General features: G+C 41.2%; 11 protein-coding genes, 3 rRNA genes and 6 pseudogenes. 12 read left to right on the top strand and 8 right to left on the bottom strand.

Annotation, left to right across the window (positions count from 1 at the left end):
• The first annotated feature begins 4 nt into the window (after positions 1–4).
• The 6 genes from pyrE to tnpA all read left to right on the top strand — a co-directional run bounded on the left by pyrE (position 5) and on the right by tnpA (position 7,037).
• The gene (pyrE, locus tag LOS73_RS20065; protein WP_033029970.1) at positions 5–649 is read left to right on the top strand and encodes an orotate phosphoribosyltransferase; all 645 of its coding nucleotides are present in this window, start codon (positions 5–7) and stop codon (positions 647–649) included.
• 56 nt (positions 650–705) lie between these two features.
• Positions 706–1,086, top strand: coding sequence for a diacylglycerol kinase (locus LOS73_RS20060; RefSeq protein WP_033029967.1), 381 nt, complete (start codon positions 706–708; stop codon positions 1,084–1,086).
• Positions 1,087–1,663: 577 nt separating this feature from the next.
• Positions 1,664–3,199: ribosomal RNA gene (locus LOS73_RS20055) — 16S ribosomal RNA — on the top strand.
• 299 nt (positions 3,200–3,498) lie between these two features.
• Positions 3,499–6,389 (top strand): 23S ribosomal RNA (locus LOS73_RS20050).
• A 152-nt stretch (positions 6,390–6,541) separates the two neighbouring features.
• A 5S ribosomal RNA gene (rrf, locus tag LOS73_RS20045) occupies positions 6,542–6,656 on the top strand.
• The 16S, 23S and 5S rRNA genes sit together here, the layout of an rRNA operon.
• A gap of 57 nt (positions 6,657–6,713) precedes the next feature.
• A complete protein-coding gene (tnpA, locus tag LOS73_RS20040) occupies positions 6,714–7,037 on the top strand; it encodes an IS66 family insertion sequence element accessory protein TnpA (RefSeq protein ID WP_337150633.1) in 324 nt (107 codons plus the stop codon).
• Here the strand turns inward: tnpA and LOS73_RS20035 are convergent.
• From LOS73_RS20035 to LOS73_RS20025, 3 genes are read right to left on the bottom strand one after another with little or no spacing between them, the layout of a single operon-like run.
• The gene (locus tag LOS73_RS20035; protein WP_337150634.1) at positions 7,010–7,303 is read right to left on the bottom strand and encodes an ISAs1 family transposase; all 294 of its coding nucleotides are present in this window, start codon (positions 7,301–7,303) and stop codon (positions 7,010–7,012) included. The genes tnpA and LOS73_RS20035 overlap by 28 nt on opposite strands.
• Before the next feature lie 53 nt (positions 7,304–7,356).
• On the bottom strand, positions 7,357–7,554 hold the full coding sequence (locus LOS73_RS20030; RefSeq protein WP_050484111.1) for a hypothetical protein: 198 nt from the start codon (positions 7,552–7,554) through the stop codon (positions 7,357–7,359).
• The gene (locus tag LOS73_RS20025; RefSeq protein WP_457934205.1) at positions 7,527–8,078 is read right to left on the bottom strand and encodes an ISAs1 family transposase; all 552 of its coding nucleotides are present in this window, start codon (positions 8,076–8,078) and stop codon (positions 7,527–7,529) included. The genes LOS73_RS20030 and LOS73_RS20025 overlap by 28 nt, the downstream gene beginning before the upstream one ends.
• A 104-nt stretch (positions 8,079–8,182) precedes the next feature.
• On the opposite strand from LOS73_RS20025, the pseudogene tnpB reads away from it, so the two are divergent.
• Together tnpB and tnpC are read left to right on the top strand one after the other, a co-directional pair.
• A pseudogene (tnpB, locus tag LOS73_RS20020) lies at positions 8,183–8,535 on the top strand (IS66 family insertion sequence element accessory protein TnpB).
• Positions 8,536–8,604: 69 nt separating this feature from the next.
• Positions 8,605–10,101, top strand: a pseudogene (gene tnpC, locus LOS73_RS20015) (IS66 family transposase).
• Between the two features lie 300 nt (positions 10,102–10,401).
• Here tnpC and LOS73_RS20010 read toward each other — a convergent pair.
• Positions 10,402–12,008 (bottom strand): annotated as a pseudogene (locus LOS73_RS20010) (DUF342 domain-containing protein).
• 798 nt (positions 12,009–12,806) lie between these two features.
• Here LOS73_RS20010 and LOS73_RS20005 point away from each other — a divergent pair.
• The gene (locus tag LOS73_RS20005) at positions 12,807–13,568 is read left to right on the top strand and encodes a thioesterase II family protein (protein WP_008139472.1); all 762 of its coding nucleotides are present in this window, start codon (positions 12,807–12,809) and stop codon (positions 13,566–13,568) included.
• A gap of 329 nt (positions 13,569–13,897) precedes the next feature.
• On the opposite strand, the pseudogene LOS73_RS20000 reads toward LOS73_RS20005, so the two are convergent.
• From LOS73_RS20000 to LOS73_RS19985, 4 genes and pseudogenes are all read right to left on the bottom strand, one after another.
• Positions 13,898–14,809: pseudogene (locus LOS73_RS20000) on the bottom strand (IS3 family transposase); the annotation flags it as partial.
• A 6-nt stretch (positions 14,810–14,815) separates the two neighbouring features.
• Positions 14,816–15,973 (bottom strand): IS30 family transposase, encoded by a 1,158-nt coding sequence (locus tag LOS73_RS19995; RefSeq protein ID WP_457934204.1) that lies wholly within the window; start codon positions 15,971–15,973, stop codon positions 14,816–14,818.
• 46 nt (positions 15,974–16,019) lie between these two features.
• A pseudogene (locus LOS73_RS19990) lies at positions 16,020–16,848 on the bottom strand (IS30 family transposase).
• 185 nt (positions 16,849–17,033) lie between these two features.
• Positions 17,034–17,258: pseudogene (locus tag LOS73_RS19985) on the bottom strand (transposase); the annotation flags it as partial.
• A gap of 51 nt (positions 17,259–17,309) precedes the next feature.
• Here LOS73_RS19985 and LOS73_RS19980 point away from each other — a divergent pair.
• From LOS73_RS19980 to LOS73_RS19970, 3 genes are all read left to right on the top strand, one after another.
• Positions 17,310–17,534: a 4'-phosphopantetheinyl transferase superfamily protein gene (locus LOS73_RS19980; protein WP_457934203.1), complete on the top strand. Its 225-nt coding sequence runs from the start codon at positions 17,310–17,312 to the stop codon at positions 17,532–17,534.
• A 268-nt stretch (positions 17,535–17,802) separates the two neighbouring features.
• Positions 17,803–18,843 carry a TauD/TfdA family dioxygenase gene (locus tag LOS73_RS19975; RefSeq protein WP_457934202.1) on the top strand — a complete coding sequence of 347 codons (1,041 nt, stop codon included), beginning with the start codon at positions 17,803–17,805 and terminating at the stop codon, positions 18,841–18,843.
• 36 nt (positions 18,844–18,879) lie between these two features.
• A complete protein-coding gene (locus LOS73_RS19970) occupies positions 18,880–22,119 on the top strand; it encodes a non-ribosomal peptide synthetase (protein ID WP_457934201.1) in 3,240 nt (1,079 codons plus the stop codon).
• The last annotated feature ends 2 nt before the right edge of the window (positions 22,120–22,121 follow it).

Below are 22,121 nucleotides of genomic sequence, written 5' to 3'. Positions count from 1 at the left end.
CGATATGAAAAATTATCAAAAAGAGTTTATAGAATTTGCTCTAGAGAAGCAGGTATTAAAATTTGGTGAGTTTACTTTAAAGTCAGGCCGTACAAGTCCGTACTTTTTTAATGCCGGTTTGTTTAATACAGGTCGTGACTTAGCGCGTTTAGGTCGTTTTTATGCATCGGCATTAGAAGATTCAGCAATAGAGTACGATGTATTATTTGGACCTGCCTATAAAGGCATCCCAATAGCGACAACAACAGCTGTTGCATTAGCTGATCACCATGATAAAGATGTACCGTACTGCTTTAACCGCAAAGAGAAAAAAGCACACGGTGAAGGTGGCACATTAGTAGGTTCAGAACTCAACGGCAAAATAATGCTGGTGGACGATGTAATAACTGCAGGTACTGCGATTCGTGAGTCAATGGAAATTATTGCACAAAATGGCGCAGATCTTAGTGGTGTATTAATAGCATTAGATCGTCAAGAAAAAGGTAAAGCCGAGTTATCAGCTATTCAAGAAGTTGAACGCGACTTTAATACCCAAGTAATCTCTATTGTAAAATTAGCAGATCTTATTAGTTACCTTGAAAACCAAGGAACGATGGACGAGCATTTAGCCTCAGTTAAAGCGTACCGTGATCAATACGGCGTAGCATAAATAAAAAGCCTCGCAGTGCGGGGCTTTATTTTGACCTTCATTTATAGAGTTTATTAATGAAAGATGTATTAAAACCAAATGGCTTAGGCCTTAAGCGTGTTTTTAAAGCAAGTTATTGCTCCTACCTTGGCTTTAAAGCTGCATTTAAAGAAGAAGCTGCATTTAGACAAGAGCTACTCCTAAGCCTTATATTATTCCCTATCTCATTTTGGCTTGCCTCATCACTATTACATTGGGCAGTTCTAGTAAGCTCATTGCTTATTATACTAATAGTTGAATTACTAAATTCTGCCATCGAGGCATTAACGGATCGGGTAAGTACAGAATTACATGTATTGTCAGGTAGAGCTAAAGATATGGGATCTGCAGCCGTAACACTTTCATTAACGATCGTGTTGATCATCTGGGGTATAAGCCTTTATATGAAGATCGCTTAACTCTATTTTTAATATAAGGTGAGTTAAAACGCGTTTAGTTGTTAATAACTTGCTAGTTATGTTCTGTTTTTAGCCTGTTTAGCTCAAATACTCAGCGAACAGCACATTATTTCAAGTTTTCTTCAAAAAAGGGTTGATCTGTTTTCGGATCTCCCTATAATGCACCCCACTGAGATGGGATATGGCGACGCGCAGCGGACAACGCATGGCGAGGCACGAACTACTCAGGGTGTTAAGTAAAACTTAGTGTTGATAAATATACGTTTACCAAAATTAAGTATTGACAAAAAAATAGGAAAGCGTAGTATGCGCAGCCCTAGCGAGATAAAGTTTAACTTTAACCGCAACGTTCTTTAACAATATAAAGCAATCATCTGTGTGGGCACTCGTACAGATTGAGTTCTAACAGCCAAGCTTAGTTCGCTAAGTAAGGCAAACAAATTAGAGTCTCAATTGAAAACTGAGTGACCAACAGAAGTAACTTATTTATAAGTTGTTTCGGCACAGTCAATTCAATATCGAAAGATATTAAAATAAATTCAGAATTCATTGAGCTGTCGAAAGACATAAAACTTTTTAATTGAAGAGTTTGATCATGGCTCAGATTGAACGCTGGCGGCAGGCCTAACACATGCAAGTCGAGCGGTAACAGAAAGTAGCTTGCTACTTTGCTGACGAGCGGCGGACGGGTGAGTAATGCTTGGGAACATGCCTTGAGGTGGGGGACAACAGTTGGAAACGACTGCTAATACCGCATAATGTCTACGGACCAAAGGGGGCTTCGGCTCTCGCCTTTAGATTGGCCCAAGTGGGATTAGCTAGTTGGTGAGGTAATGGCTCACCAAGGCGACGATCCCTAGCTGGTTTGAGAGGATGATCAGCCACACTGGGACTGAGACACGGCCCAGACTCCTACGGGAGGCAGCAGTGGGGAATATTGCACAATGGGCGCAAGCCTGATGCAGCCATGCCGCGTGTGTGAAGAAGGCCTTCGGGTTGTAAAGCACTTTCAGTCAGGAGGAAAGGTTAGTAGTTAATACCTGCTAGCTGTGACGTTACTGACAGAAGAAGCACCGGCTAACTCCGTGCCAGCAGCCGCGGTAATACGGAGGGTGCGAGCGTTAATCGGAATTACTGGGCGTAAAGCGTACGCAGGCGGTTTGTTAAGCGAGATGTGAAAGCCCCGGGCTCAACCTGGGAACTGCATTTCGAACTGGCAAACTAGAGTGTGATAGAGGGTGGTAGAATTTCAGGTGTAGCGGTGAAATGCGTAGAGATCTGAAGGAATACCGATGGCGAAGGCAGCCACCTGGGTCAACACTGACGCTCATGTACGAAAGCGTGGGGAGCAAACGGGATTAGATACCCCGGTAGTCCACGCCGTAAACGATGTCTACTAGAAGCTCGGAGCCTCGGTTCTGTTTTTCAAAGCTAACGCATTAAGTAGACCGCCTGGGGAGTACGGCCGCAAGGTTAAAACTCAAATGAATTGACGGGGGCCCGCACAAGCGGTGGAGCATGTGGTTTAATTCGATGCAACGCGAAGAACCTTACCTACACTTGACATACAGAGAACTTACCAGAGATGGTTTGGTGCCTTCGGGAGCTCTGATACAGGTGCTGCATGGCTGTCGTCAGCTCGTGTTGTGAGATGTTGGGTTAAGTCCCGCAACGAGCGCAACCCCTATCCTTAGTTGCTAGCAGGTAATGCTGAGAACTCTAAGGAGACTGCCGGTGATAAACCGGAGGAAGGTGGGGACGACGTCAAGTCATCATGGCCCTTACGTGTAGGGCTACACACGTGCTACAATGGCGCATACAGAGTGCTGCGAACCTGCGAAGGTAAGCGAATCACTTAAAGTGCGTCGTAGTCCGGATTGGAGTCTGCAACTCGACTCCATGAAGTCGGAATCGCTAGTAATCGCGTATCAGAATGACGCGGTGAATACGTTCCCGGGCCTTGTACACACCGCCCGTCACACCATGGGAGTGGGTTGCTCCAGAAGTAGATAGTCTAACCCTCGGGAGGACGTTTACCACGGAGTGATTCATGACTGGGGTGAAGTCGTAACAAGGTAGCCCTAGGGGAACCTGGGGCTGGATCACCTCCTTATACGATTTAGAACTTATTTGTTCGTAGTGTCCACACAGATGATTGTTAATTAGTGCTTGTCCCTTTGGGATAGCTAATTAATATGCTCTTTAAAAATTTGGAAAAGCTGATAATAAAATTCTGATAGATACATTGTATTTATCAAGAGTTTTCAAAAGTAAAAAAACAATGGTAGCAGTACCATTGAGTGCCATTTAATTAACTCTTATGAGTTGATTGATTGGTATCTACTTTAGTATTCAATATTGACTTCTGGCGAAGTTAAACTGTCACAAAACAAAGACCCGTTTGGGTTGTATGGTTAAGTGACTAAGCGTACACGGTGGATGCCTTGGCAGTTGGAGGCGATGAAGGACGTATTAACTTGCGATAAGCCTAGTCAAGCTAGTAAAAAGCGCTTGAGACTAGGATTTCCGAATGGGGAAACCCACCTGCTTGCAGGTATCGTTAACTGAATACATAGGTTAACGAGGCGAACGCGGAGAACTGAAACATCTAAGTACCCGTAGGAAAAGAAATCAACCGAGATTCCGAAAGTAGCGGCGAGCGAAATCGGAACAGCCCTTAAGCTTATTATGTGTTAATGGAAGGCTGCTGGAAAGCGCCACGATACAGGGTGATAGTCCCGTACATGAAAAGACATTTTAAGTGAAATCGAGTAGGTCGGAGCACGTGAAACTTTGACTGAATATAGGTGGACCATCATCTAAGGCTAAATACTCCCAACTGACCGATAGTGAACCAGTACCGTGAGGGAAAGGCGAAAAGAACCCCTGTGAGGGGAGTGAAATAGAACCTGAAACCGTGTACGTACAAGCAGTAGGAGCCCACTTGTTGGGTGACTGCGTACCTTTTGTATAATGGGTCAGCGACTTATATTTTGTAGCGAGGTTAACCGAATAGGGTAGCCGTAGGGAAACCGAGTCTTAACTGGGCGACTAGTTGCAAGGTATAGACCCGAAACCCGGTGATCTAGCCATGGGCAGGTTGAAGGTTGAGTAACATCAACTGGAGGACCGAACCCACTAACGTTGAAAAGTTAGGGGATGACCTGTGGCTAGGAGTGAAAGGCTAATCAAACCGGGAGATAGCTGGTTCTCCCCGAAATCTATTTAGGTAGAGCCTCGGACGAATACTTACGGGGGTAGAGCACTGTTAAGGCTAGGGGGTCATCCCGACTTACCAACCCTTTGCAAACTCCGAATACCGTAAAGTAATATCCGGGAGACACACGGCGGGTGCTAACGTCCGTCGTGAAGAGGGAAACAACCCAGACCGCCAGCTAAGGTCCCAAAGTCATAGTTAAGTGGGAAACGATGTGGAAAGGCCCAGACAGCCAGGAGGTTGGCTTAGAAGCAGCCATCCTTTAAAGAAAGCGTAATAGCTCACTGGTCGAGTCGGTCTGCGCGGAAGATGTAACGGGGCTAAACTATGCACCGAAGCTGCGGATTCAGAATTTATTCTGAGTGGTAGGGGAGCGTTCTGTAAGCGGTTGAAGGTGTACCGGGAGGTATGCTGGACGTATCAGAAGTGCGAATGCTGACATGAGTAACGATAATGGGAGTGAAAAACTCCCACGCCGGAAGACCAAGGGTTCCTATCCCATGTTAATCAGGGTAGGGTAAGTCGACCCCTAAGGCGAGGCCGAAAGGCGTAGTCGATGGGAAACAGATTAATATTTCTGTACTCGATATAATTGCGATGGGGGGACGGAGCAGGCTAAGCAAGCATAGCGTTGGTAGTCTATGTGAAAGTGAGTAGGGCGTTTGTTTAGGTAAATCCGGACGAACACTAAACCTGAGACACGAGACGAGTCACTACGGTGATGAAGTTGCTGATGCCATACTTCCAGGAAAAGCCTCTAAGCTTCAGATTATATGGAATCGTACCCCAAACCGACACAGGTGGTCAGGTAGAGAATACTAAGGCGCTTGAGAGAACTCGGGTGAAGGAACTAGGCAAAATCGTACCGTAACTTCGGGAGAAGGTACGCTCCTATCTGTGATGAGACTTGCTCTCTAAGCGGACGGGAGCCGCAGTGACCAGGTGGCTGGGACTGTTTATTAAAAACACAGCACTGTGCAAAATCGCAAGATGACGTATACGGTGTGACACCTGCCCGGTGCCGGAAGGTTAATTGATGGGGTTATCCTTAGGGAGAAGCTCTTGATCGAAGCCCCGGTAAACGGCGGCCGTAACTATAACGGTCCTAAGGTAGCGAAATTCCTTGTCGGGTAAGTTCCGACCTGCACGAATGGTGTAACCATGGCCACGCTGTCTCCACCCGAGACTCAGTGAAATTGAAATCGCAGTGAAGATGCTGTGTACCCGCGGCTAGACGGAAAGACCCCGTGAACCTTTACTACAGCTTGGCACTGAACATTGAACCTACATGTGTAGGATAGGTGGGAGACTTTGAAGCAGCGACGCTAGTTGTTGTGGAGTCAACCTTGAAATACCACCCTTGTAGTTTTGATGTTCTAACGTTGGCCCCTGAATCGGGGTTACGGACAGTGCCTGGTGGGTAGTTTGACTGGGGCGGTCTCCTCCTAAAGAGTAACGGAGGAGCACGAAGGTTGGCTAAGTACGGTCGGACATCGTACGGTTAGTGTAATGGTAGAAGCCAGCTTAACTGCGAGACAGACACGTCGAGCAGGTACGAAAGTAGGTCATAGTGATCCGGTGGTTCTGAATGGAAGGGCCATCGCTCAACGGATAAAAGGTACTCCGGGGATAACAGGCTGATACCGCCCAAGAGTTCATATCGACGGCGGTGTTTGGCACCTCGATGTCGGCTCATCACATCCTGGGGCTGAAGTCGGTCCCAAGGGTATGGCTGTTCGCCATTTAAAGTGGTACGCGAGCTGGGTTTAGAACGTCGTGAGACAGTTCGGTCCCTATCTGCCGTGGGCGTTTGAGAATTGAGAGGGGTTGCTCCTAGTACGAGAGGACCGGAGTGAACGAACCGCTGGTGTTCGGGTTGTCATGCCAATGGCATTGCCCGGTAGCTACGTTCGGAACTGATAAGCGCTGAAAGCATCTAAGCGCGAAGCAGGCCTCGAGATGAGTTCTCACTAGACTTTTAAAGTCTCTGAAGGGCCGTTGAAGACTACAACGTTGATAGGCAAGATGTGGAAGTGGTGTGAGCCATTAAGCTAACTTGTACTAATTACCCGTGAGGCTTAACCATACAACGCCAAACGCGTTTTATGTGATAGTGAAACACGCGAAGAAGTTAATATAACTAAAGTAGATATTACTTAAAGAAAGACTTAAAAAATATTATCAGATATTTTCCAAATTCAGTTAGTGCGCAGAAATACGTATTAACGCCCAAATTTGCTTGGTGACAATAGCGTTTTGGACCCACCTGACTCCATGCCGAACTCAGTAGTGAAACGAAACAGCGCCGATGATAGTGTAGCATTTGCTATGTGAAAGTAGGACATTACCAGGCTTCAAATTGTAGAGAGCCCGACTAGAAATAGTCGGGCTTTTTTACGTCTGCAGAAAAGTGAAATACGCGCAATTAACACACACTGATACCAACACCCATCAGATTGATCAGCAACAAACCAGCGACTTATCTATTGTCGCATTTTGTAAAGAAAACACGTTACCCATTTCAAACTTTTATAAATATCGGTCTAAGTTACAAGACGCTGCAAAAGCACCTAAATTGGTTAAAGTGCAAAGCAAAGCCATTCCTCATAAAGTGAACGCCTCAATCACGTTATCACATGGTGAAACGCATTTAACTATACCAACTTCATCTGAGCCTACATGGCAGGGCAAGAGCATGAAAAAGGTCTATGCGTTCAATACCTTTTCAAGGTAGGCTGTACTGCGCATAGCTTTTTCTGCTTTTAGCTGATCAAATGCGATGTGTCTCAGCCCCGCAAATACAGGTGCTGCACCTTTGCGCCTAATTCGACACTCATCTTCTTTAAATCCTACATCTAAACGCCAATGTAATCCATTTTCTATTTGCCAATGTTGTCGTGCTCCTCTCGCGAGTTCTTCCGCTGAACTAATATAGTATCTATAGCATAACTCATTGCTTAATTTACCTTTTTCTTTTCTATAAGAAACAATAACACCCACTGTTTACACACCTTCCCAGTGTATCGTTTCTGATAAACCGCTCACGTTATGGCTCACTGCACAGCACCAAAATTCTTCTCTATTTTTTGATAATCGGCTTCGTTAAACAAGAGCCCATCAGATGCTTGTCGTGCTACCTCAGGTAATAACACATCTTCTATTTGTGACAGTAGCCTTTTATGGTTTGCTTTTACAGCAAGTAAGTAATCGGCTTCTTTACCAACTATTTTTTTGCAATTGATTTTTGACATCCCATAGCGTCAATCGTTACTAAGCAGCCTTTTATCTCTAATAATTCAAGCAGCTCTGGCAACGCTTTTATTTCATTCGACTTTTTATCAACAGGGCATTGTGCCAAAACAACACCATTTTCGCATGCAAATGCACTGATCATATAAAGTGCATCGCGTCTATCAGATTGATTTAATGAACCTTTCAATCGTTTACCGTCAATAGCAACTACACCGCCTTGAGTTAATTTGGAGCAGGCTTTCATCCAAGAAGAAAAGGAATCTTGGAATTGCGTCATGTCAATACGGCTCATTACACGAGCAATTGTGTCATGGCGAGGGATCCCTTGTTCAAGAAGAACATATTTTCTGAGCCAATCTAGTCTATCATGGCCAAAATCTTCAATCTCTTCCCTGCCCTGACAGCCTGATACAACAGCGCTAACAGCTAAGAATATGATATCAAATAGTTTATGAACAACTTTACCTTGTTGGTGAGGGTCGTCGATTGATTCGAAATATTTAAATAGCTTAATGTTAGGCATGGGGATGCTCCTTAAAAAAGGAGTATAAGATCATACTTTTAAGTCAAGGTAAAGTTCGTGATCTTGCCTACATGGGTGGCTAATTTAATAAAGGCGCTGCAAGCATGAACATGTTTATTGATGTGCCTGACGTGTACCTTTGCAATCAGTTTGTCGACTTCAGAAAATCCATTAATGTCTTAGCGGCCATTGTTGAAAGTGAACTCGAACTGTCAGTACTATCCAGTGCCGTGTTTGTTTTTTGTAATAAAAGCCGGATAAGCTGAAGATATTGTATTGGGATAACACAGGCTTTGCCTTATGGTATAAACGCCTCGATAAGCACAAATTCAAATGGCCGAAAAACCTCAGCGCCGACACAATGAGTTTAACCGAGCAACAATTACATTGGTTATTATCTCGGTATGATGTCATAGGGCATCAACAAATTAACATCGAAAACGCTACCATTATTTAGATCGTCGCGAGATCAATATCAACCATCGTATTAGCTAGTTTACGGAAAAAAATATTATAAAATAGAAGGATGAATATTGATGTTAACCGTCTACCAGACGATCCGGCGCTGCTGGCAGAGCACGCTGAGAAATTAGCACAAGCGACTGCGAGAAACAGGTATCTAGAGGAACAATTCCGGCTAGCGCAATAAAAACAATTTGGTAAAAGTACCGAAGGCTTTGACGCACAAGGTGAATTGTTCAATGAAGCCGAAGACATCATTGAGCAACTTGATGAGCTTGCTACGCAAGAGATTAGCTGCACTCGCAAACCATTACCAAAAGACTTACCCCGTGAGCAAGTTATTCATGACATTGCCGAAGAAGGGAAATTGTGCAACTGCTGTGGTAATGAGTTGCATAAAATGAGTGAAGACGTCAGCGAAAAGCTTGACTTCGTACCCGCAAAGGTAAAAGTCATTGAGTATATTCGCCCAAAGTACGCGTGTCGTGAATATGATAAGTCAGGGTCGAATTACAGTATTAAACAAGCTAAGATACCAAACATGCGCATCAAGAAAGGCATAGTCACGTCCAGTTTGATAGGTCAAATCATCACCAGCAAATATCAATATGCACTGCCAGTGCGCAGACAAGAGTCGATATTCAAGCAATACGGTATTGAGCTTAGTTGTAAAAGCATGAGTGACTGGGTACTCAAATCCGCTATCTTGTTTGAACCGCTGATACAGTGTCTGAAACACGCGTTACTTAAACAACCCGCGATACATACCGATGAAAAGGCGGTCAATGTGGTTAACACCGACAAAGTAAAAAGTTACATGTGGCTATATTGTACCGGCTCGGATTCGCCATCGACTATAAATAGACACAACGCAGTACCAAACATCGTGCTTTACGACTATCAAAACAGTCGGGCAGCAGCTTCCTGCGTGGTTAATTATCTGGATGGCTATTCGGGGTATTTACAGGTTTATGGTTATCGAGCGTATGTATAAACGCAATCAACATTGGTTGGTTGCTGGGCCCATGCACGTCGTAAATTTATTGAAGTAAAGCACGTGCAGGGTAAAACAAGACAGGCAAAACCTACGTGGTCTTGAGTCTTATTCAAAAACTGTACGGCATTGAATCAAAACTCAACGATAAAACACCAGAACAAAAGCATGAAATAAGACAAGAACAAGCTAAACCTATTATCGACAAGCTGCAAATGGTTAGCGCAAAACCAGCCTCGTTTAGTCGGGAAAACCAAATTAGCAGAGGTAGCAACCTATCTCGCCAATCAATGGCATAAACTTATGGTTTATCTTGAGAATGGTCAGCTTAATATCGACAATAACCGCGCCGAGCGCGCTATCAAACCGTTTTTTATTGGCCGTAAGAACTGGATGTTTAGCCAAACCTCACGCGGCGTGATAGCAAGCGCCCACCTATACAGCATCATAGAAACTGCGAAATCCAACGCCTTAACGCCATTTGATTAAATCATGCATTGCCTCGATGAGCTTTGTCAGCCTGAGCCAGACATCGAACGATTATTGCTTTGGAACATCAATATCTAGGTGGAGATCGCCGGACGTTTATGTTGTACAGTGAACAACCAGACACCGTAGCGTGGGTTGAGCATCTCGAAACCCACGGACAAAAGAACGCATCGACTACCTCAGAGCGCAATGTACCCGATTAAAAACATTAAAAGTACTTTGTTATGTGGCTCTCCATCGCTGTGGGCACTATGACATGTTAATTACAAAAACAACACATAGGGCAAGTGCAGGTAGGTGTGTGGCCAGCGCAAACCTATGAAAATGTATATGGTTTACAATAAAGAATAAGGGGCTGTTACTAACAGCCCCTTATAATTAAGTTTTAAATTCAATTTCTATTTTATTATTTTCTAACTTGACACTGCTTGGTGGAAAGTTACGGGTTGTTTTAAGCAGTTTGTTGAAGATATGGATTTCCACCCCAGAATGTAAAACGGTATTTACGGTTAGAATGGCTTCATCAAGCAAGGTATTAAGTTCTAGTTCTAAACTCGCCACCTGCTTTTCTAGTTGTTCAGCTTGTTGACTATGATGTAGCTGCGTGGAACCAATTTTGTTCATGAGTTCTCTTTTTTATCTGCATCTTTAATCAAGTCTGCTTTTCTAATGCGGCTTGTAAACTATCAACCTGTTCATTTGCAGCTGTTAATTCACTAAAAGACTTATCAATATCTTTGGTCATTTGAGTGGCTGAAGCGGCTAAATTGATTGCCATTTTAGTTCCTGATTCATTACCAATCTCTCCAGCAATTAATTTAGTAGCATCTAACACTTCACCCCCAAATAGCTTTCCTTTAGGTAGTTCTGATTGACCAATTTGAATTATATTTTTTGCTTTCATTGAGCTATGGCTGGCTTGGCGGTCAAGCAATATGTTATCAGCTTCAGTGTAGCAATATTGAGAGTGTGAGGCATGCACATAGCCTGCGCAAATTATTCTGCAAGACAGCGATTTATCTTCAGGTTTTTGGTGACTAATAAGTTTTTGTTTTACAACTATATCGCCACCGGTGGTTAATTCGCCAGATTCGACAGCGGCAAAAACGGTGATGTCGCCAGTTACATTAATCCGCATCTCAGGTTCTACACTACTACTGACTATCACACTGCCTTCAAAGGCTATATGACCTGTTTTACAGAGACATAGTTGATAGTAAAAATATCATCAGCACGCATGCCGTTATTTATTTCTACAGGCACGCCAGCAATAGTAGAAAGTAATTCCATTGGATTTTTTTGGATATTTCAGTACACTCTCCTACAATTAAGGCATGAACTTGTCCGGGTTTAGCTAGTAAAACATTACCTATTACGGTAAACCCTTCTTGACCAGGAGTAGCAGGTTGCTGCTGGATTAGTAATTCACCCGGTTTTACACTTGCTAATTTACCAAAATCACGCATATCAACACTACCATCTTCTTTTAATTTGAGTGCTTTAAGGCGGTCTTTTAAGGTTTTAACCATGGCTTTAAATTTGCTATCTTGGCCGTCAGTAGGTAAACGTCCCTTAGCAAGTGAAGTGGCCCCGCTAACTAGAGATCCAGGTAGAAGTTCAAATTTCTTTTGTAAGAGCTGCTCTAAAAATGCTTGTTTATAACCTCTAGCAACATGCGCTTTAACTAATTCTTTTTTAGCTTCATCAAAGCTGAGTGTTGCACCACCTTTGGCGAGAGTGAGCGTGCCGGTGGCTAGCATTTTATCATCACTGATCTCAACGCTTAAGGTTGCATCGTGGCGTGTTGCAACAACTAAGATTCGTTCAGGTGTCGGACTGTTAAAATAGTTATTTATGGCGTCATGATCGATTTCACACTCGCTGTAAGGCGATTGTTCAATTGCTTCAATGATAAAAGTAGCACTGGCGGGTGCAGACTTACGCGTATCGAGTAGTACATTGCCATTATGAGCAAGTTTAAACACAGTTAATCTTTTCTACTACAAAAGTAAGGTTTAATGAAATAACGTTATTACAGAGTGTTAGAAATTTAGTTTTGAGTCAAGAAATCATCAAAGCGTCGTTATAGGATGGAATAAAAGCTATGAGCGCCGCTCATAGTTTATAGAGGTTAGTTTTTTGTAAGGTGGTCAATTTTTGCTCGTAATATTCCACTACACTTTATAACTGTATGTTCTGAGGATGGAGAGTATATTTTTTCTGATGAAAAAACTATTGCGAATTTTAATTTCAACTGCGGTGGTATAGCAAGTAATGGCAAAAGAGCGCTTATTTCTGCAATTCAATATCCTAAAAATCCTAGTAAATTAAGCAAACAAAATGATGCTGATAATATATTGGGTAATGTCGTGGCTTATGATGATGTAGATAGTAAATTACAGTTACTATCTGACAATGTTTTACATTCGGGGTCAATGCGTGTCGCCATTACCGAAAATCATGAAGATTGGGGGATTACCCTAGGAGTCTAAATTTTTAGTGACGATTAAAAATCGCGTTTGCAATTTAAGCTCTAGTTTGTTAAAACGAGACAAACACTTTGATAATAAAGCCATAAACAGCAACAAATAGTCAATTAAAAAGACGCTGAGGTGTTAGGAATTTGCCAACTTTAGGTTATTAGTACAATAGGTTACGTACTAAAAAGCTATAAAGAAGGGCTTTTTAGTCTTAAGTTAACTCTTCTTAAGTAAGAAAATGCTAAATACTGAGGTATTCAGCTTTATGTATAGTAAATATCTTAAATGGTTATTTGATCAACTATGTTAACATCCACTTGGTTTACAAAATTTCAGCCTAAATTGGCTCCTCAACTAAGACTTATATGCTTTCCTTACGCGGGGGGGAGCGCATCTAATTTTTTTTCTTGGGCTTCTAAACTTCCGATTTGCGTTGAATTAGTAGCAATTCAATTACCTGGTAGAGGGAATCGATTTAATGAGCATCCTTATTCAAACATGGATGACTTAATTCAGTCTTTACTTGTTGACTTTAAAAGCATTATGGACAAACCGTATATACTATTCGGTCATAGCTTAGGAAGCAGAGTTGCATTTGAGTTAATGAATCAAATAAAGCAAGCAGACCTAATATTGCCAATACATTTTGTTGCCTCTGGGAGTAAAGGGCCAAATTGCCACCCGAGGAAGGAACCTATACATCATTTACCGGCTAAAGAGTTTATTTATGAGCTTAGTAACCTAAATGGTACACCTAAACAAGTATTAAAGAATAAAGAGATAATGGAGCTTTATTTACCTACGCTTAGGGCTGATTTTCAAATGGCGCATGAATATATTTATAAAGGTGACGATGTTTTTAATTGCCCTATTTCAGTATTAGGTGGTGAACAAGATATTGACATTACTTTATCGGATCTTCAAAGTTGGGGAAAACACTTTGAAGCCCCATGTGATGTCCATATATTACCCGGAGACCATTTTTTTGTGGATAGCCATAGTGGGCATGTATTGAAACAAGTAAATAGAATAATACAAGACCTATTAAACAATAGAAGTTGCTAAAGAATGTCAGTAGATAGTGATTTTATTCTCATTACTGTGGATCCCCTCTTTACCTCAATTTAGTTAAACAATATCGAAGTAATTAGCTGTGATTTTGATATATCGCTTATGATATAGGTTTATTTAAGCTCTACGGTGTAACTTTCCCTGATGAGCTAAAAAACGCAGTAGTGAAGCGTCAAGCTGAATTTTTTGCAGGTAGGTATATAGCGAGTATGTCGGAGTAGACATAGAACAATGGCTAGATATAAAAACTATACAAAGCATTGAAAGCATTATCGTAACTGAAAATGAGCTTATTTATCTCCATCAACTCAGCTTTGTAATAGTCAACTAATTTTGGCCACAGTTTTAGAATCTTGATATCTAACCTCAGATTCATTTGGTGCTAAACCGGCATTATAATGATGCGGCCTAACATTGTTGTAATATCCATTTATGTAATCACTTACGCTATATTTAGCGTCTATAAAGTTTCCATATCCAATCTTTGGCATCCATTCCGTCTTAAAGCTTCTAAAAAATCGCTCCATTGGCGCATTATCCCAACAATTTCCACGTCTACTCATACTTTGTGTGATTTTATAGCGCCATAAACGTTGACGATATTTTAAACTTGTATAATGGCTACCTTGGTCTGAATGGAACATGAGTCCTGTCGGTTTCCCTCTGCTTTCATATGCGAGTTCAAGCGCTTTTAGCGTTAAATTAGTATCTGGTGACAACGACATTGCCCAGCCAACCACTTTGCGTGCAAATAAATCAATAACCACGGCTAAATAAGCCCAGCGATTGCCTGTCCAAATATACGTCACATCACCGCACCACACGGTATCCGGCTCAACAACATCAAACTGTCTATCAAGCAGGTTTGGGATTTCAAGGTGTTCATTACCACCACGTTTATATGAATGTTGAGGTACTTGGCAGCTTTCGAGCTTTAATTTAACCATTAGCTTAGCTGCACGATAACGGCTCAATTCAAAATCATTGTTCGTTGCTATCGCTGCGATTGTCCGTGCCCCTGCTGAACCACCACTCATCGCATGTATTGCTTTTACTTCAGCCTCTAACCTTGCTTGCTCAGGTGTCGGCGCTGTATCCCGTATGGCCCAGTACTTATAGCTGCTGCGATGCACATTGAATACGCTACACAGCAGACTAATTGGATAACGCTCTCGTTGATTTAACTTCTCGATTAACGAGAATTGTTCAGGGAGTCGGACATCAAGAGAGCGGTGGTGATATCAAGTGGTCAGTGCAACATGGTTTTTAATCATATCATTAGGAGTTAAATAGTTTAATATCCTTCTTGGTCGATTATTTAGTTTATTAGCGATTTTATCTAAATAACGTTGGTCAAAGCCATGTAGACTTGTCTTTTTGGGGAAGTACTGCCTTAATAGGCGGTTTGTATTTTCATTTGTTCCCCTTTGCCACGGACTACTCGGGTCACAAAAGTAAACATCTGTATTCGTATTTTTAGTAAATCTTTTATGGTCTGCTAATTCCATTCCCCGATCCCACGTTAGTGTGTTTTTAAGTGCCTTTGGTAAACCATTAAATTTCAGAATAAGTGCATTTACTACATTGTTAGTATCCTTACCATCAACTTGTACCAAAGCTGTATACCGTGTTTTTCGATCAACCAATGTTGCTATATGTGAGTTGCTACTTCCTGATATTAAATCGCCCTCCCAGTGACCTAGAGTTGCTCGTGTTTCAATTTCATGGGGCCTTTCATGAATTGTTTTAGCATCAATAATACCTTTATAAATTCCCTTATTTGTTGAGCGTTTACCATGCCTCAACTTACGTTTTGAGCGAAGATGGCTAAGGACTGCTTTTTCGAAAATATAGCGTGATGGGATAAATAACGTTTTATAAATAGTCTCATGTGAAATATGCATTTCAGATGATGCTGGGTGTTTTATTTTTAACCAGCCAGAAATTTGCTCTGGTGACCAGTCGTCTAGTAGCTTAGACTCAACCAAATCGCTAAGTGGATTACCTTTTTGTAATTTGCATTGCTTTGGCCTTAATGCTCGCTCTAGCGCATTTTTATCAGCCGTAACGGCACGGTATTTGGCAATACCACCATTGCGTTTGATTTCACGGCTTACCGTTGACGCTGCCTTTTCTACATTACGAGCTATTACCCTGATAGATAAGCCTGAAGCTAAACCTCTTGATATATTTTCTCGCTCTTCTAAAGAAAGAAACGATAATCGACGCTTTCGTTGCACTGGCGATATTCCACCTTTTAGTTTAAGTACACCGAATATAGAACCAGCATGCCTATCAAGCCTCAAGCCTATTTCGCTAAGCGTTTTACCTTCACGCCATAAGAACCATGCTTTCAGCTTTTCAATATCACTTAAACCACGTTTTGATAAGTCAGTCATAACCACCTAATTAATAACGCGGATTCAAATCTGAAGTGCATAACGTTTAGGCGGCTTTAGCCGCCAAGTGATCCTGCATCAATTTTGCAGGCGTTTCAAATCCAAGTGTCTTTCTCGGACGATTATTAAGTTGCTCAAGTACTGGTATAACTTGCGCTGGTGTTACCGCCTTAAAATCTGTGCTCTTCGGCCAATACTGGCGTAGTAATCCATTCGTGTTTTCATTCAATCCGCGCTCCCAGGAGTGATAAGGGTGAGCAAAATAAACAGGAACACTTAATGCCTTTGTGATTTTCTCATGATAAGCGAACTCTTTTCCATTGTCAGCCGTGATGGTATGAAGCGCTGACCTATATGGCCTTAATAGTTCTATCGTCGCCGCAGTAACGGCTTGTGCTGTTTTGCCTGCCACCTGAGTTGATACAGTGAATTGGGTGACCCGCTCTACAATGGTAACAAGGGCGCCTCGATGGCCTTTACCTATGACGGTATCTATTTCCCAATCTCCGATACGGCCTTTCTCATCAACTATTTGTGGACGTTCTTCAATGCTAACGCGATTTTTTATTTTTCTTGCGCAACCATCCCGTTATTTGTTCAGGACTCCACTTCTCATTAAGCTTCTGGGTAATTAAAGCCATCATTTCAAGTGTCATCTTAAGTGGTTTTCTTGCACTTCTTCGGCGAGACAAAGCCCGCTCATGAGCTTGTTTGTATCTGTAACCTCGCTTGCCTGTATTTCTAGAAAGCTCTCTTGAAATCGTAGATTGCGATAAATTAGTTAGCTCAGCAATACTTTGTTGCGTAAAACCGCTTTTCTTTAGAACAGCGATCTGGCATCTTTGCGCATAGATCAGTTGTTTGTAATGTCTCATAGTAAAATCTCTTGCCGGAGAAAAAGTAGTTAGCTTATGAGCAACTGACCACTTAATCTAGTCAAAACAAGTTATGCACTTACAATTTGAATCTAGGTAATCAATTATAAGGTGTTGCATTGACCTATTGAATTCACCGTAGCATTTTTTAATATATCCTTTTCTAATTCAATGCGTTGGATTTACTTTTTAAGTTTACGGATTTCAATTTGTTCGGGCGTCATTGGTGAAGCTGATGGTGACTGACCATTGCGTTCTAGCTTTAATTGAGTAACCCACTTACTTACGGTTGATTTACCCACCCCCATCGCTTTTGATGCGTCTTCTTGCGTATAACCTTGATCTACTACAAGCTGAGCCGTTTCTAATTTAATTGCCGCTGAATACGTTGCGCGTTTTAATTTCGTCATTTTTTCACCCAAATTTGTATGCTTATTAGCATAACATTTCTTTCTTAATGGGTGGCCAAAATTACTTTACCACTACACTTGGACAATAATATAGCATTGACACTTGTCTTTTCAGCAAAAGAAAGTTTGTTTAAAGCAATATATCCAAGAGTAAACTTTTATTTTGATGTCGTGGAAATGATTTCTATTTGTACAGAAACATTTCGTCTAAGATTAAAAGTCAAATTAACAGATGAGCTTGAAGAAGGGAGCCTTTTTCTGGAGTCTATTTTGTAAATGGAACCCTAGTTGGAACACTTGTTACAGATAATGCATATTAATAAGGTGTTAATTTTTTGTTTGAAGGCATCTAGAATATTACGAGTAACAACACAGACCTAAAGTCTACTCAATAAAGCCTGGTTATTGATATTGTCTTGATTTTATTTTGATTAATTCATCCTTGTGAGGGGGAAAGTGCTTATATTTTTTCTTGACATATTTTGTTTACTTAATATACATTGGCCCATAAATTAATTTTTATAATAATAAAAAGTGGATTTAAATGGATTTAAATATTATAAGCACATCAGAGTTGCCTTTTCCTGAGAAGGATAATATAAGCACCCACGAATCAGAAACACCCTCATTACAAAGTAAAAGTATCAATGTATTAAAAATTAATGAGGATGAAAAAAAGCAGATTTTAGCCATTGTCGAGCTATGTACACTAAACTATTCGATAGCAGACTTTGACGAATTTTACTTTTCTTGTTGGAAACAATTTCCGAACCTACCACAAACCTTGTTAGCTAAACTATTCGAGCTAAAAAAAGGAAATAGAACTCATCACCTTTTAATAAAAGGGCTTCCACTACCTAGTGAGATTCAGGCTACGCCTAGCAGTAAAGGTACCGGCCACGGCGAAAGTATGCTCTTTGCCCGCAAACTCTTAAGTATATTGGTTTCAGGTTTAGGCTATATCTATAATTTTGAAGGCAAAAAACACTTTGACTATATTGATGATGTTTTTCCTCTTTTTAAAGATAGAAACCAGCAAATAGGCTCAAATAAATGTTTCTTAGAGTGGCATGTGGAAGATGGCTTTCACGATGCTAAGGCTGACTTTGTTGCATTACTTTGCTTAAGGGAAGACCCTCAAGCAGAAACTTATATATTTGAAGCTAAGAACATTGATTTAGATAAGTCCTTAGAAGAAGAGTTGCAGAAAAAGCAGTTTTTAATAAAAAAAGATACAACGTTTTCCTCCGCTTCTGAAGATGTTGAAGAAAGCCAACTGTGTTCTGTACTAAACGGAAGTTTGGACAAAGAAATTGTATTTGATCCACCGTTTACGACATGCCTAACTGAGTCCGCCCAAAAGGCTTATATAGAGTTACAAAAATCAATTAATCGCAACAAGAAGACCGTCGTGTTGGAGAAGGGAGACTTATTGATTTTTGATAACCGAAGAGTTGTTCATGCAAGAAGTAATTATCAACCAAAGTACGATGGCAATGATCGCTGGCTACTAAGGTGTTTACTTTTGGAGAGCACTTGGAAAGCAAGAGAATACACTTCTGAAAGTGCACACATCATTAAATAACCTTTAAGTTAATTTATTTATCCTTGGGGCTTAGCCATGAGTACAAATACAGATAGCACTCTGACCTGTGTTCAGAGAGACGTATACATTAATCAAAAAAAATATCCAGAACTTCCAATCACCAACCTTGTTGCACGCATTGATATTAGCGGTTTTATAAATGAACCAGTTTTCAAAAAAGCGTACGAGCTGGCTATCGAGTATCACGATACATTTTTAATTCGATTACACGATGATGGTAGCGTCGAACAAGACTTCAGCTATGAAAAGCACACTGTTGATGAGCTGGTGTTTATTGATCTTTTTGTTCAAAGCTGGTCGGAATCAACCATTGAACAACAGGTTAGTGAGTGGTCAAAAGATTTTATAGCAGCGCCTATAACCAAGGAAAATAGCAACCTTTATAAAGGGGCATTGATCAAAAAGACAGCCCAGGAATATGAGCTTTTTCTTGTTTTTAGTCATGTTATCTGTGATGGCTGGGGGCTTTCTCTTTTTACTAAAAACCTTTACCACATTTATGATGCCCTTTTATCAAATTCAGTTTCAGAAAAACTAGATAAAATCAAAAGCAGCCTACCTAGCTTTAAAAAGGAAGTAGAGCATGAAGCTGAATACTTAGTGTCGGATAGATTTTCTGAAGACAGACAATATTGGGTAGAACGCTTAAAAAGCCTACCAGCCCAAGCTGTTGTTCCTCGTTATAGTTATCAATATGCTGACAAGGATTTTGTGCCTAGCCGCATTAAGCAAATCACTATTAATCGTGCTGCATTTCAAAAAATAGAAATGCTAGGAAAATCGCTTAACGTAGGTATCAACCAATTGATGCAAGCGGCCATTTATGTATATATGCTCAACAGCTGCAATGTAGATGAGCTTATTATTGGGCAGGTATTTCATAATCGAAAGAAACTGAGCTCTAAAAAAACGGTGGGTATGTACTCTAAAATACTGCCCGCAAGGTATAATTTTGGTACAACGCTGACATTATGTGAGTTATTGCAAAAGATTAAAGAAGTAAATCATATTGACAATTTGCATTACGCTATGCCTTTGGAACAGCTAGCCCAAGATATTGATATTTATAATCAAGGAAGAACATTACTTTTTGATGTGGTATTCAATTACATCAAGATGAGCTTTAACCATCACCCAGAAGGTGCGAAAACAAAGACAAATTATGTCACTTTAGGTTATGACCCCTTTCCACTTAATATCTCTTTACTTGAATTAGGTGAACACCAAGACCTCGTATTAACCCTCGAGCACAACTTAGCATATTACAGCGATGATGAAGCCGAACTAGTGATAAATCGCTTGTCAAACTTGTTAATGTCGTTGCCTGAGCAACAGCACACATCGATTAAAGATATCAACATATTAAGTCAAGCAGATTGGAAGCATATTGAAGATTACAATAATACGCTTAAGGCCTATTCAGATAGCCCTTCCATCCATGATCTTTTTTTAACGAAAGCAAAAGCAGTTCCAGAACTCGTCGCCTTGAACGACTCGCTAGGAGCGTTAACTTACGAATCATTATTGCATCATGTTGCTGGAATGAGCTCTCAGCTTTCGTTGGCAACGCCAGACACACGAAAGCCAATCGCAATCTACTTACCCAAAGGACGCATGCAGTTAATTGCAGCACTGTCTATTATGTGTTCGGGGCATTTTTATATACCACTTGAAACCCATTGGCCACAAGAGCGAGTACGAAAGGTAATTGAAAAAGCCAACATAGAAACCGTTATTAGCTCAGTTGATTTAGCGATTAACTTGCCTGAGAACATAAGTTGCCTAATCGCTGAGGGGTCACCAGTACAAAAGCCAGGACAAGATTGGATGCAACAAGTTAAGGCAATCAATTCAGCTGAGGCACTTGCCTACGTCATATTTACATCAGGCTCTACCGGTGAGCCAAAAGGAGTTGCGATAGCTCATAAAGGCGCTGTGAATACGCTAAGGGACATTAATGAACGCTTAAATGTCACCGAAAAAGATAAGATTCTCGCAGTATCTGACTTAAGTTTCGACCTGAATGTGTATGATTTTTTTGGCATGCTGGCAGCGGGAGGAACGATCATTTTCCCAACAGCAGGGGAAGAGCGTGAGCCTTCGCATTGGGCGCAATTGATAGAGCAACACAACGTATCAATATGGAACACGGTTCCAGCTTCAGCAGAGCTCCTTGTAAGTTATTTCGAATTAAATAACAAAGACGCGCAGGCACCAATTAGACATATGATGTTAAGCGGTGACTGGCTGCCTCCTAAGTTACCAAATAGATTAAAACAATGCTTTCAAGGTGCTGGCAAGCCAGCCCAAATCCATAGCTTTGGGGGAGCGACGGAAGCGTCTATATGGTCTATTACCTACCCCATACATGAAGACTGTTCTGAATGGAAAAGCATTCCTTATGGTAAGCCCATGCTTAACCAATCGTTTTACGTGCTAAACCAAGAGCAAAAACTTCAACCTGTAGGCGCAGAAGGTGAATTGTATATTGGCGGTGTAGGAGTTGCAGAGTGCTATTTTAACGATATCGAAAAAACCAACTACAGCTATATTATTCATCCTCAATTAAATCAACGACTATATCGCACTGGCGACTTAGGGCGGCTAATGACAGATGGCAATATTGAGTTTATTGGACGCGTTGATCACCAAGTGAAAATCAATGGTTTTAGAATCGAGTTAGGTGAAATTGAAAGCCACCTTAATAGCTTAACAGAAGTCAAAGAAGTAATTTGTCAGGTGATGGCAAACCCACAGGGAGCCAAGGTTTTAAGTGCTTATCTTGTCTCGACAAGTTGCAACGCTGAGCTCTCTATTCTTGAGCCTATATGTCGCAGTTACCTATTACAAAAAGTGCCTAGCTACATGCTTCCGGTTAATTATTTTCTGTTAGAAAGCATCCCATTAACACCTAACGGAAAAGTAGATAGGAAAGCTTTACCAATTAAAGAGAATGACCATGAAAACTTCCAGCAGCCAACTACAGAGATTGAAATCTTGCTGGCCCAAATTTGGCGCCAAGAAGTAGGAATTGAACGAATTGGAGTTCAGCAAAGCATTTATGAATTAGGCGTGGCGTCACTCAATGCGATAAAAATAGTCATGCAGATCAACACTATTTATCCTCATCTTGAGCTGCAGCTAAAAGATTTAATGCAACATTATACCATTGCATCACTGTCCGCATTTATAGAACAAAAGTTCATGGTTGGTGCTACTGAAGAACAAAAAAATATTGAAGAGTTGGAGTGGTAATT

This window comes from Pseudoalteromonas sp. SCSIO 43210, assembly GCF_054133285.1.
This window is presented reverse-complemented; position numbering and strand designations above follow the sequence as displayed.